The 12,739-nt window shown below is 74.7% G+C and carries 11 protein-coding genes and 1 pseudogene; 2 read left to right on the top strand and 10 right to left on the bottom strand.

The window, feature by feature from the left end; genetic code table 11:
• Positions 1-5: 5 nt before the first annotated feature.
• The 10 genes from Pdca_RS01560 to Pdca_RS01515 all read right to left on the bottom strand — a co-directional run bounded on the left by Pdca_RS01560 (position 6) and on the right by Pdca_RS01515 (position 10,703).
• A complete protein-coding gene (locus Pdca_RS01560) occupies positions 6-188 on the bottom strand; it encodes a hypothetical protein (protein WP_125911199.1) in 183 nt (60 codons plus the stop codon).
• 342 nt (positions 189-530) lie between these two features.
• Positions 531-998 carry a Rieske (2Fe-2S) protein gene (locus Pdca_RS01555; RefSeq protein WP_085911874.1) on the bottom strand — a complete coding sequence of 156 codons (468 nt, stop codon included), beginning with the start codon at positions 996-998 and terminating at the stop codon, positions 531-533.
• Positions 999-1,207: 209 nt separating this feature from the next.
• Positions 1,208-2,002, bottom strand: coding sequence for a DUF6529 family protein (locus Pdca_RS01550; protein WP_232021370.1), 795 nt, complete (start codon positions 2,000-2,002; stop codon positions 1,208-1,210).
• 308 nt (positions 2,003-2,310) lie between these two features.
• Positions 2,311-2,898 (bottom strand): hypothetical protein, encoded by a 588-nt coding sequence (locus tag Pdca_RS35965; RefSeq protein ID WP_085911875.1) that lies wholly within the window; start codon positions 2,896-2,898, stop codon positions 2,311-2,313.
• Between the two features lies 1 nt (position 2,899).
• Positions 2,900-3,874, bottom strand: coding sequence for a Pecanex-like protein 1 (locus tag Pdca_RS01540; protein ID WP_125911198.1), 975 nt, complete (start codon positions 3,872-3,874; stop codon positions 2,900-2,902).
• On the bottom strand, positions 3,871-5,283 hold the full coding sequence (locus Pdca_RS36235) for a DUF4142 domain-containing protein (protein ID WP_085911877.1): 1,413 nt from the start codon (positions 5,281-5,283) through the stop codon (positions 3,871-3,873). Before Pdca_RS36235 ends, Pdca_RS01540 begins: the two co-directional genes overlap by 4 nt.
• Positions 5,284-5,302: 19 nt before the next feature.
• Entirely contained in the window at positions 5,303-6,688 is a 1,386-nt protein-coding gene (locus tag Pdca_RS01530) for a ferredoxin reductase family protein (RefSeq protein ID WP_085911878.1), read from the bottom strand.
• Positions 6,689-7,240: 552 nt separating this feature from the next.
• The gene (gene trpA, locus Pdca_RS01525) at positions 7,241-8,044 is read right to left on the bottom strand and encodes a tryptophan synthase subunit alpha (RefSeq protein ID WP_085911879.1); all 804 of its coding nucleotides are present in this window, start codon (positions 8,042-8,044) and stop codon (positions 7,241-7,243) included.
• Positions 8,041-9,321 (bottom strand): tryptophan synthase subunit beta, encoded by a 1,281-nt coding sequence (gene trpB / locus Pdca_RS01520; RefSeq protein ID WP_211286603.1) that lies wholly within the window; start codon positions 9,319-9,321, stop codon positions 8,041-8,043. The genes trpA and trpB overlap by 4 nt, the downstream gene beginning before the upstream one ends.
• A gap of 155 nt (positions 9,322-9,476) precedes the next feature.
• On the bottom strand, positions 9,477-10,703 hold the full coding sequence (locus tag Pdca_RS01515; protein ID WP_232021369.1) for a CynX/NimT family MFS transporter: 1,227 nt from the start codon (positions 10,701-10,703) through the stop codon (positions 9,477-9,479).
• A gap of 49 nt (positions 10,704-10,752) precedes the next feature.
• Here Pdca_RS01515 and Pdca_RS01510 point away from each other — a divergent pair, with 49 nt between their 5' ends.
• Together Pdca_RS01510 and mscL are read left to right on the top strand one after the other, a co-directional pair.
• The gene (locus Pdca_RS01510; RefSeq protein ID WP_085911880.1) at positions 10,753-11,463 is read left to right on the top strand and encodes a FadR/GntR family transcriptional regulator; all 711 of its coding nucleotides are present in this window, start codon (positions 10,753-10,755) and stop codon (positions 11,461-11,463) included.
• Between the two features lie 387 nt (positions 11,464-11,850).
• Positions 11,851-12,225: pseudogene (mscL, locus tag Pdca_RS37905) on the top strand (large-conductance mechanosensitive channel protein MscL); the annotation flags it as partial.
• Positions 12,226-12,739 lie beyond the last annotated feature (514 nt).

Here is a 12,739-nt window from a genome sequence, read left to right as displayed (position 1 = left end):
GCCGATCAGACGACCTCCTCCCAACCGAGCCGGTCGATCCAGCGTTCGCCGCTCCCGGCGGTGCCGTCGTGTTCCGGCTCGCGGGATGTCTCGGGCTCGGTGCCGGCAGGCACAGCTCTGTCGGGCACAGCTCTGTCGGGCACAGCGCTGCCGGGCTCGGTGCGGGTGGGCGCGATGCTTCCGGGCACGGTTCCTCCGGGGGTGCGGGTCCCGCCGTGCCCGGGGTCGAGGGCCCGGGCACGGCGGGTGTTCGGAGCCACGACCGGGGACGACGACGCCTGCCGGGGAATGTCCGGCGGCGGGGAGCAACGCCGGACGGCGGCGCCGGTGTCCGCCGCGACCCCGTTCGGGGAGCGGGTCGCGGCACCGACGGGGCAGGACGTTACGAGGTCGTGGCGGGGTGGGTTCGCTTCCTGAGAGCCCGCTCCGTCGAGCGGGTCCGGCGGGACGGCGGGCGGGTAGGCGTTCGGCCCCTCGGCGCACCGGTACCGGCCGGACGCCGCATCACCGCTCACGAGGCGGATCACCGTTCAGGCCAGCACGATCCGGTCGTTCTCGACGCGGACCGGGCGGGCCGCCAGCGGGGCGCCCGCCGGGCCCTCCAGCGGGGCACCGCCGTCGATGTCGAACACGCTGCCGTGACAGGGGCAGCTGATGCCGGTGTCGGTGACCTGGTCGACCAGGCAGCCGGCGTGCGGACAGGTTGCGTCGAACGCGGCGAACGTCCCGGCCTGCGGCTGGGTCACGACGACGCCGTCCTCGGCGAACACCCGGCCGCCGCCGACCGGGATGTCGGACGCGGCGGCGATGCCCTGCTCGGCTGCCTGCGGCTCGGCCGAGGGGACCGCGGGATCCGCTGCTGCCGGCGCCGGGCCAGCACCGGTCTCGGCCGGGCCGGCGGCTCGGGGCGTGCCGTAGGTCGAACAGCCCGCGGCGCAGCACGCCGCTGCGGCGGTGCCGACGCCGGCGAACAGCCTGCGGCGGGTGATCGGGGGCATGCGGGATCTCCTCGGGCGGATCAGGATCGGGATCGGGGCTGTGTCGTCGGCGGAGTCGGAGTCGGAGTCGGAGCTGTATCGGGGGCCGGCTGTATCGGAGTCGGGACCGGGTCGAGGTCGGGTTCGGAGCCGGATCACGAGCCGGGGCCGGGCGGGCCGGGGCCGGAGCCCGGGCCGGGCGGCCGGGCGGATCCGGGAGGTCGGCAGCCTCAGAACACGAGGCCCTGGCCGGTGAAGAACCACAGCGCGGAGGTGAGCCACACCCCGGCCAGTACGGCGAGCAGCACACCGCCGGCGACGCCGAGCACCCAGCTGGGCACCCCGCGCCGGTGCAGGAGCAGCATCTTGGTGACGAAGGCGCCGTAGAACACGCAGCCGAGCACCGAGTGCAACAGCACCGACGGGGTCGCGCCGGACCAGCCGAACGCGTACAGGCACTGCGCGGCGACCGGGACGGTCACCAGCACCGCGATCCGGCCGGACCACCGGTGCACGGTCCCGACCGACGGGTCGGCGTAACCGCGGCGCAGCATCCGGCCGGTGACGCCCTGCAGGATCGCCAGCAGCAGGGCCGCGGAGCCGAGCCACGCCTTCGCCGCGGCACCGCTGGAGAACCCGGCGAGGTTCACCGCGACCCCGGTCCCCTCGTGCTGGCGGGCCCACACGCCGAGCGCGACCGCGACCAGCGACCCGATCACCACCGGGAGGATCACCGCGCGCAGCGACGGTCCGGCCCGTTCAGTCAGGTCCGCGGGGCTCCCCCGGTGCCCGGCGGTGGCCGCGCGCCGCCGGGCACCGGTCCCGGCCGGGGACCGCTCGGTGCCGGCGTCCCGGGGCGGGCGGCCGGGCGCGACGGCTCCGGCGTCCCGCACCGGGCGGCGCGGCGGGTCCCCGACCGGTTCCTGCTCCCCCGTCCGGATCCGCGGGTCGGCGCGGTCGTCGGCCGGGTATCCCGGTGGAGCGCTCCGGACCTGCGGTTCGAAGAGCTCCGCCGGGACGCTCACGCGCCGCCGCTCGGCGGTACCCGCCCAGCGATCGGCGTCGTCCGGCGGGCCGGGGGACCACCGGTCGTCACGGGCGGGATCGGGCCAGGCGGCGCGTGGCGGGCGACGCCGGCCGGGCGCCGGTTCGAGCCACTCCCGCGGGGCGGGGACGCCCGGACCGGAGTGACCGCCGGTTTCCGGAGTCCGCGGGTGCGGGAAGCCCGGGGCCGAGCCACCGCTGGCCTCCGGGCTCCGCTGAGGCGGGACGAGGGGGGCGAAGCCGAACGGATCGGTGGTCTCGCGATCGGCATGCCGCGCGCCGCGCGCCATCAGTACCCGCCCCCGCCGTAACCGCCGCCGGTCACCGCTTCCGGGGCGGGAGCAGCGGGTTCGGCCGGCGCGGCCGGTGCTGCCGGCGAGACCGGGGCGGCTGGTGCGGCTGGGGCCTCGGTGCCGGACGAGGCCGGGGTCGGCGGCTCGGTGCCGACCGGAGCCACGGTCGCGGTGAACTCCCAGGTCCGGCCGCCGGTCGCGGCGGTGCCGGTGGCGATGCCGTCCTGCACGGTGTATTCGACGAGGCTGCCGTCGGCGGCGGTCAGCCGGGTGGGGCCGTCCTGGGCGACCGGGCCCTTCGTCCACGACTCGATGTTCGCGTCGTCGCAGACGTAGGCCTTCGCCAGGCCGTCCTCAACCATGATGTCCACGCTGACCTCGCGGTCCGCCGACCATCCCGCGTAGTGGACCGGGGCGGCCGGTGCGGCTTCGGGCAGCGGCGAGCCGAGTGCGAGCGCACCGGTGGCCTGTTCGACGGCGACCGGTTCCTCGGGCGGGGCGGTCAGGACGACGTTCGCGGTCGCCACCCCGGCACCGACGGCGGCCACCGCGGCCAGCGTCAGCAACGGTCCGGTGATCCGCATGTCAGCCCACCTCGATCCGGACCGAGTCGAACGCGGGGGTCTGGTTGGCCCGCTGCATCATCGGCGTGCGGTGCGAGCCGTCGCCGGCCCACGACGAGCACTGCAGCTCGCCGGCCTGGTCGAACCCGGGGACCTCGATGGTGACGCTGTCCGGGGTGTCGCCGCCGCCACCGTCCTCGGTGGCCTCGAAGAACAGCGGGTCGGGGGCGGAGTCGGGGGCCTCTGCGGGGTTCGACAGGATCCGGCAGGCGGTGTGGAAGTGGCCGCGCTGCAGACCCTGGCCGTCGAGCAGCGACGACTCGACGTAGTAGCCGCCCTGTGCGGCGGGCAGGAACCGGTCCCGGACCAGGTTCCGGGTGCTCACGGTCAGCGAGAACGCCTCGCCCGGGGCGACCTGGTCCGGTGCCTCGGTGATCAGCAGCGACGGGCTGCGCTCGGCATCGGCGACCTCACCGAACGCCGTGCCCACGCAGCGCGGCGCCTCCTGGAAGCCGTTGTGCGGGGTGAGCCGGCTTGCGGAGCAGTCGGACGCGAGGATCTCCAGCGCCTCCGCGGCGTCCTGGTCGGGGCCGTCGTTGTTGCCGGCGTCGTCGTCCTGGCCGTTGCCGTCGTCCTGGCCGTCCGGGGCCTGGTCCTGCCCCTCGGCCGGGGCGTCACCGGAGCCGGAGCCGTCCGAGCCGTCTGTGCCATCGGTGCCGGAGCCGCCGGTGCCGTCGGAGTCGTCCTCGGTGCCGGAGCCCTGCCCCGGCGACGACGACGTCCCGTGGTCGTGGCCGCCCGATGTCGAGCCGGAGCCCGATCCGGAGCCGGTGAGCCCGGTCCCGGTGAGCGACTCGGCGATGTTCTCGGCGGCCGGGCCGTCCCGGTCGGCGGTCGCGGCACCCGCCGCGTAGGCGGCGGGTCCGGCGACGAGCAGACAGGCGACGAAGGCGGCGGCCGCGGCCACTCGGCGGCGGTTGGTGGTGGACGGGCTCATCGGTGACGACTCCTCGGGGAGGTCCGGTCGCGGTGCGAGCCGGTGGATCGGGACCCGCGGCGGCCGAACGCGTGATCACGTTCGCGGGCGTCGGGGCCGGACGGGTGGGCGTCCTGGTCGGGATCGAGGGGATGCGCACCGGAGGCGCCGGTGCGCAGCGGATCCGGGTCGGGCGGGTCCGTGTCGGGCGGGTCCGTGTCGTAGGCATCCGGGTACCGGGCGTCCTGCGCCTCCGGGTCGTACGGGTCCGGGGCGAACAGGTCCGCGGCGTGGTCGTCCGGGCCGTACCGGCTCCCGGCGGACGGGCCCGGCGGGGAACCGTCGGGGTCCTCGGCGAGCGGGTCCGGGGCGTAACCGTCCGGTCCGTACCGGCTCCCGGCGGACGAGCCCACCGGGTAGCCGTCCGGGTCCCCGGCGAGCAGCTCGGGGTTCGTGTCCTGCCGCCCCACGGTCCGGTACGGATCCGGCTCGAGCAGGCCGGTGACCGTGTCGTCCGGCCGGGCGGCGTGCGCCGGGCCGTCGTCGGTCCGCGGGCGCACCTGGGGGGCGCGGGCGAGCTCGTCCCATGGGTCGGGCGGGCCGACAGCGAGCGCGGCCCGTGCCGGCGCCGCGCCGTCGTCCCGGGCCCGCCGCGGCCGCGGGATGCCCGCACCCGCCGGGAGCAGCCGGGACACCTCGGCCAGCGCGGACGCCCCGGCCGGACGGCCCCGCCGGTACAGCGTCATCAGCAGCCCACCGGCGGCGAGCAGCGCCACCCCGACCACGAGACCCGGGACGACCAGGTCGGACGCCGTCCGCGCGCTGTCCGGCAGCGGCGGCGCCGGCAGCGCGTCGTAGTCGACCAGGCCGGTCGACTCCAGGTAACCGATGTGCCGGGTGACGTAGGTGTCGGCCTCGGTCGCGAACTGACGCATCAGCTCGTTGCGGGTGCCGACCCGGACCTCGGTGATCACCGGCAGGACGCTGCCGTGCGCGGCCCGCAGGACCTGCACGAACTGCCGGTCGTAGTCGGTTCCGGTGCGCGCCGTCAGATCGTTCATCCAGCCGATCTGCTGGTCGTTCGGGCGGCTGGGGAGCGCGACACCGAGCTGCTCGGCGACCGTACGGACCTCCGCGTCGAGATCGTGGTGCTCGACGCCGAGCTTGCGGGCGACCTCCCGGACGGCGGGCGAGCTGGCCTGCTGCTCGCCCTGCTGCCCGGTCGGTGCCTCCCACAGGCCGGCGAGTCGGACCTTCTCCAGCAGGTCGCGATCGGCGGGGCCGAGTGGGCCCCACTGGGTCTGGGTCCACCCCTGGGCGGCGGCGAACGGTGCGGCGGCGACCCACGACTGGGCCACCGCGACGACGACGACACCGGCCAGCGCGACCAGGATCGACCAGCGAAGCGGGCCGGGAATCCGGCGGGACATCAGCTTCTCCTCGTGTTTCTCAGACCTGGGCGAACTGCTCGGTGTGCACCCGGTCCTCCGGGACGCCGAGCGAGTGCAGGGTGTCCAGCACGTCGGACACCAGCTGCGGACGACCGCAGATGAAGTAGTCGTGCCGGCAGGTGCCACCGGCGCCGTCCAGATCGGTCAGCACCGCCGACAACAGTGCGGTGTCGATCGGCCCGGTGGCGCCGGCCCAGTCCCGCGACGGACGGCGCAGGACCTCGGTGACCTGCAGGTCGAGCAGGGTCCGCAGGTGCGCGAGCTCGGCCCGGAACAACAGGTCGGCGCGGTCACGGGCGTGCACCACGAGCCGGTACGGGCGTCGGTCACCGCGATCCGCCGCGGTGCGCAGCATGCTCATCATCGGCGTGATCCCGACGCCACCGGCGATCAGGACCAATCCGGTCGAGGGCACGGCGTCGGGGGTGAAGGAACCGTACGGACCGTCCACCCACACCGGTTCGCCGCGACGCAGCTCGCGCAGCCGGGAGGCGAAGTCACCGGTGTGCCGGACGGTGAACTCGACCCGGCCGCCGTCCACCGCGGACGAGGCGATCGTGAACGGGTGCTCCTCGACCGACATCCGCTCCAGCCGCAGCCAGGCGAACTGGCCGGGCCGGAACCAGGGCCCGGAGTGCCGCCCGCGCCGCTGCAGCACCAGCGTCGACACCGTTGCGCTCTCCGGCCGCACGACGTGTACCCGGAACTCGCCGGCGTCGCCGACCGCACGCGCACCCCAGCGGATCAGGAGCACCGCGACCAGGAGCAGGCCGAGGGTCCCCAGCACCGGGCCCATCACGGCGTCGGTCACCAGGTTGTTCAGCCACAGCACGTGCAGCGACGAGGCTCCGACGACGAGCGCGGCCAGGCTCAGGTGCACCCACCGCCACACCTCGTGCGTGCCGGAGCGGACCCCGCGCACCGCGAACAGCAGCAGCACCGCGATCGCGATGGTCCCGATCGTGGCGGCCTGTCCGCGGGCCGGTGCCGACATCGGGACGAGCAGCCAGACCCGCTCCGGGTGGTCGGCGACCACGCACGCCAGGTGCAGCGCGACGAGCGCACCGGCCAGCATCCCCAGCTTGCGGTGCAGACCGAGCAGTGTCTCCAGCCCGAGCGCACCGGACAGGCCACGTACCCGGGACGGCAGCACCGCGACGACGACCAGCGCGGACAGCGCGAGCAGCCCGGTGAGCACCGACATCTGGTGCAGCAGCGGCTGCGGACCGGAGCGCAGCATCCAGATCACCGACGGCCCGACCAGGGCCGTGACCAGCACGGAACCCCAGATCAGGCGGGCACGGCGGTGCGCCAGCCACGCGTCGGCTGCGGGATCGTCGCGCCGGACGGGTGCGGTGGCCTGCTGCGGGACCGGGCGGCTCACGGCGTGCCGGGCACGCGCCCGGCGGTCGTGGCGAGTGCGCTCGGCCGGGCCGGACGCGGATGCCCGGTGCGGGACCGGACGACACGGACGCCCACGCGGGCCCGGACGGCCCGCGGGTGCGCGGTGCGCGGACGGGACGGGGCGACACGCGGGGATCGACCCGCTACGGTCGCGCGGACGTCGGGCACACGTCCGGGCAGCAGGGGACCTGGGTGGTTCATCGGGTCACTTCCGGTTCGGGGAGCGGGCCGGGCGGGGGTTCCCGGCCACCGGAGCGGCTCTGGGGGGAGCGGGCCGCCGACCGGCAGCGTCGAACATAGGAAGTGTGTGGCGCCGAGGTTGCTTTCCTGAGAGACCGCGCCGCCGTCCGGGCGGCACCGTCCGGCGAACGGCAACCGATCAGGCCGCCCGGAGTACCGGCGTCCGTCCAGATGGAGTCTTCACTCTCAGGCACCGCCGTTCACCGACGGTCAGCGCCCTGTCCCCCGCCGAGCCGTGCCGGACACCCGGCGGGCCCGCCTCGAATGCGAGACGGGCCCGGTGATCCGTGCGTCAGGCGGGCGCCGGGGTAGCCGAACGGACACCCTCGGCGAGCTCCGCCGCGAGCTCGCGCACCGCGGACGGGCCGCCGGACTCCAGCGCCTGGACGAACGCCGTCCCGACGATGACGCCGTCGGCGTACCCGGCGACGTCGGCGGCCTGCTCGGCGGTGCGCACACCCAGGCCGACGCAGACCGGCAGCGTCGCGACCTCGCGGACGCGGGCCACCAGCTCGCGGGCCTCGACACCGACCGAGCGGACCCCGGTGACCCCCATCAGCGACGCCGCGTAGAGGAAGCCACGGCTGGCCCGGGCGGTGAGCGCCATCCGCTCCGGCGTCGTCGTCTGGGCGACCAGGAAGATCCGGTCCAGGCCGTGCCGGTCGGAGGCGTCGAGCCACTCCTGGGCGTCGTCGGGCAGCAGATCCGGGGTGATCAGCCCGGAGCCGCCCGCAGCGGCCAGGTCGGCGGAGAACCGCTCGATGCCGTAGCGGTCGATCAGGTTCCAGTACGTCATGACGACGGCCGGCGCTCCGGCCTCGACCACCCCGCGGACGGCGGTGAACGCGTCCCGGCTACGGGCGCCGTTGTCCAGCGCCTGCTGGGTGGCGCGCTGGATGACCGGGCCGTCCATCAGCGGATCGGAGTACGGCAGCCCGACCTCGGCGAGGTCGACGCCGCCCTCGATCATCGCCTGCATCGCCTCGACCGATCCGGCGACGTCCGGGTAGCCGACCGGCAGGTAGCCGATCAGCGCCGCCCGGCCCTGCTCGCGGATCTCGCCGAGCCGCTGCGCCACGCTCCGCACGCCGGTCATCGGACCTCCCCGTCGGCCACCGTCTCGTCGGTGACGGCCCGGCCCTCGTCGTCGATCAGCTGGAAGTACTTCGCGGCGGTGTCGACATCCTTGTCGCCGCGGCCGGACAGGTTGACCAGGACGATCGCGCCATCACCGAGCCTGCGGCCCTCGCGCAGCGCCCCGGCCAGCGCGTGCGCGCTCTCGATCGCCGGGATGATGCCCTCGGTGCGGCAGAGCAGCCGGAAGGCCTCCATCGCCTCGGCGTCGGTGACCGACTCGTAGCGGGCACGCTTCATGTCGTGCAGCCAGGAGTGCTCGGGCCCGACGCCCGGGTAGTCCAGTCCGGCCGAGATCGAGTGCGAGTCGCGGGTCTGCCCGTCCTCGTCCTGCAGGATGAAGCTGCGCGAGCCGTGCAGCACCCCGACGTCGCCACCACCGATCGAGGACGCGTGCCGCGGGGTGTCGACGCCGTCGCCGCCGGCCTCGAAGCCGACCAGCTCGACATCGGTGTCGTCGAGGAACGCGTGGAAGATGCCCATCGCGTTCGAGCCGCCGCCGACGCAGGCGCACACCAGGTCCGGCAGCCGCCCGGTCAGCTCCTGGACCTGCTCGCGCGCCTCGACGCCGATGATCCGCTGGAAGTCGCGGACCATCGCCGGGAACGGGTGCGGCCCGGCGACCGAGCCGATCAGGTAGTGCGTGTCGGCCACGTTGGTGACCCAGTCGCGCATGGCCTCGTTCATCGCGTCCTTGAGGGTGCGCGTGCCGGAGGCGACCGGACGGACCTCGGCGCCGAGCATCCGCATCCGGGCGACGTTGAGCGCCTGGCGCTCGGTGTCGACCTCACCCATGTAGACGACGCACTCCAGGCCCATCAGCGCCGCGGCCGTGGCCGAGGCGACGCCGTGCTGGCCGGCACCGGTCTCGGCGATCACCCGGGTCTTGCCCATGCGCTTGGTGAGCAGCGCCTGGCCCAGCACATTGTTGATCTTGTGCGAGCCGGTGTGGTTGAGGTCTTCGCGCTTGAGCAGGATGCGCGCGCCACCGGCGTGCGCGGCGAACCGCGGCGCCTCGGTGATCAGGCTCGGCCTGCCGGAGTAGGTCCGGTGCAGCTCGGCGAGCTCGGCCTGGAAGGCCTCGTCGGTCATCGCCGCGTGGTAGGCCTTCTCCAGCTCGTCCAGGGCGGCGACCAGCGCCTCCGGGACGTAGCGGCCACCGAAGCGGCCGAAGTACGGGCCGGTCTGGTCGACCAGCCGCTCCGGGCCCCCGGCCGGGGGGCGGGCGGTGTCGGTCACGAGTTACTCCCTGACGGATGTGCGGAGCCCACGATCGCCGGGCGCCGCACGTCGGTGACGGACCCCGGCCCGATCGGGTGCGACCCGACCGTACACCGCGCCCACCACCGACTTTGCGCCGCACGGACGCCGCCGGGCCCGGTCGCCGGTGGTCGTCACACGAAGCGCGGGCGACCGACCACCCAGCCGAGGATCATCTCCGCGACGATCACCGCGGCCAGCAGCGCCAGCGACGCCGTCCAGGTCCCGGTGATCCCGTGCAGCACGCCGAACAGGAACGGTCCGGAGGCGCCGAGCAGGTATCCGAAGCCCTGCGCCATCGCGGACAGGTCGGTCGTCTCCGAGGTCTCCCGGGTGCGCAGCGCGATCAGCCCCAGCCCGAGCGGGAAGACCGCCATCCCGACGCCGAGCAGCACCGTCCACAGCCAGGGGGCCGCCGCCGGCGCGACGGCCAGGCCGACGATCGCCGCGAGCGAGCAGGACGCCAGCCCGACGATCCAGCCGGACTGCGAGTTGCGGTTCAGCGCGATCGGCGGGATCAGGAAGCTCAGCGGGATCCCGATGATGTTGATCAGCGCCAGCATCAGGCCTGCGGTGGTGCGCGGGATCCCCTCGGAGACGAACAGCTCCGACAGCCAGCCCATCGCGACGTAGGCGACACAGGCCTGCAACCCGAAGAACGCGGTGACCGCCCAGGCCAGCGGGCGGCGCAGCATCGACCGGCGCTCGCCGTCGGCGATCCGCGACGCGGGCGTGGCGCCGTGCCGTGCTCCGGTCGCCCAGACGACCAGCGCCCCCGCGGACAACGCCGCCCAGGCGCCGACCGCGCCGCGCCAGCCGAGCAGCGGTTCGAGCATCGGGGTGAAGGCGGCGCCGAAGCCGCCGCCCGCCGCGAGCGCCGCGGTGTAGATCCCGGTGACCCGGCCGACGGCGTGTGGGAACGACTCCTTCACCACGACCGGGATCAGCACGTTCCCGATCGCGATGCCCGACGCGGCGATGAAGGTCCCCCCGAGCACCACCCACGGCCCGTCGACGACCCGCAGCACCAGGCCCACGGTCAGCACGGCCATCGCGACCCCGATCGCGCGGGCCACGCCCAGCCGCCGCCCGAGCAGCGGTGCGATGATCGCGGCGAGACCGAAGCAGATCGTCGGCACGGCGGTGAGCAGGCTGGTCCACGACGCGGAGGCGCCGAGACCGTCCCGCACCTCCCCCAGCACCGATGACATGCTGGTCACGGCGGGACGCAGGTTCATCGCGGCCAGCGCCACGCCGACGACCAGGAGCGGAGTTCCGACCAGCGCCCCGGTCCGGCGGGACGCGGCCCGGCCGGTGGCGTCGGTCTCGTTCGCGGGTGCCCCCTGATCAGCAATGCTCACGAAACGGTATTGTTACAGACGTAGGATGTTCCGATGAAAGGATGACCCGGTGCCTCTCGTCACAGCACGTCGCGGCAGCCTCGTCGACCAGGTCATCACCCAGCTCCGGAATGCCATCTCGTCCGGGCAGTGGCCGGTCGGTCATCGCATTCCGGCCGAGGCCGAGCTCACCGCCCAGCTCGAGGTCGGCCGCAACACCGTCCGCGAGGCGGTCCGCGCGCTCGCGCACGGTGGTCTGCTGGAGGTGCGGCAGGGCGACGGCACCTACGTCCGCGCGACGTCGGAGCTGTCCGGGGCGCTGCGCACGCTGTGCGGCCCCGAGCTGCGCGAGGTGCTCGAGGTCCGGCGGACCATCGAGGTCGAGGCGGCCCGGCTGGCCGCCGCCCGGCACACCGACGAGGACCTGGCCCTGCTCCGCCGCTCGCTGACCGACCGGGACGTCGCCGTCGAGGCGGTCGCCGCCGCCACCCGCCGCGGCGAGGAGCCCGGCACCGCCGAGCTGGAACGCGCGGCCCGCGCCGACACCGACTTCCATCTCGCCGTGGTGCGCTGCTCGGGCAACAGCCTGCTCGTCGAGCTGTACCGCGGCGTGGTCGAGGCAGTCGCCGGGAGCGTCGTGACCACGATGCCCGCCACCGTCGGCACCGAGGACGACGTCTCGCACACCGGCATCGTCGAGGCGATCGAGGCGGGCGACGTGGAGCGCGCCGCCCGCGAGGCGGGCGACTTCCTGCAGCGGCTGATCGACCGCCGGGACTGAGCCCGACCGGCTGAACCCGGCCATCCGCGCGGAGCGGAAATGGTCACACGGCGCACTTCGACACATCCGCACGGGCGATGATTGGCCGGATCACGGGAGGCCTCGATGACGGTGTCGATCTCGCAAGCGTCGCTGCACGGACGCCCGGTCCGGAAGGTGCGGCTGCCGGCGATGCTCTTCGCCCTGGGCCGGGCCTGCGCCGCGGCCGGTACGCCGGATCGCGGGCCGGTTCCCGGCAGCTCGTCCACCGCTCACCGAGCCGGCGATCCACCCCGCCGAGCGACGCAGGCGGAGGGCCCGGCGGGCCGGGCACCGGAGCCGGAGCGCGGTTAGCCTGCCTCGCCGGACGCGATTCCGCCCCCGAACGACATCGAGGAGTGCTCCGGCGTGCTCAAGGGTTTCAAGGAGTTCCTGCTGCGCGGGAACGTCATCGATCTCGCGGTCGCCGTCGTCATCGGCGCCGCGTTCACCGCGGTGGTCACGGCGTTCACCAGGTCGTTCCTCGAACCACTGCTGCGGCTGTTCTCCGGCGGCGAGAACGCGGTCCCGCCGGGCACGATCCCGCTCACCGACGAGGTGCAGCTGGACTACGCCGCGTTCCTGAACGCGGTCATCCAGTTCATGATCACGGCCGCGGTGATCTACTTCCTGGTCGTGTTCCCGATGAAGTGGCTGCAGGAACGCCGGAAGAAGGACGACGAGGCCGCCCAGCAGACCGACGGCGAGCTGCTGGCCGAGATCCGGGACCTGCTCAAGGAACAGGCCGAGCGGGACCGCGACCGCGCGACGGCACTCACCCCGGCCGCCCCGGCCGGGCCCTGGTCGCCACCGGCCCCGCCGCAGGCACCGGGTCAGCAGACATCGGGTCAGCAGGCACCGGTCCCGCAGGCACCGGGTCAGCAGGCACCGGGCCCACAGGCCCAGCCGCAGCCGGTCCCGCAGGGGCGCCCCGGCTTCGCGCCGTACTCGCCGGAGGGCGCACACCGGTCCCGGCACCGCGGCTGACCGCGCGCCGTACGCCCCTCGACAGCACCTCGCAGGCGCCCCCACAACCCGCCGGCACCCCGCAGTCGCCCCCACAACCCGCCGGCCCCGCAGCCGCCTCACCGCAGCCCCATCGGCGTCCCACAGTCGCCCGACCGCAGCCCCACCGACGGCCCCCCGGCAGCTCACGGTCGCCGGTCGGCGACCTGCCGGCAGCCCGATCGCATCGAACGAGATCGGGGCGAAACGGTTTCGATTCGACACGGTGACAGAGGGCGACGAGGCTGAGCCG

This window comes from Pseudonocardia autotrophica (assembly GCF_003945385.1).
GTDB classification, from domain to species: Bacteria; Actinomycetota; Actinomycetes; order Mycobacteriales; family Pseudonocardiaceae; genus Pseudonocardia; species Pseudonocardia autotrophica.
This window is presented reverse-complemented; position numbering and strand designations above follow the sequence as displayed.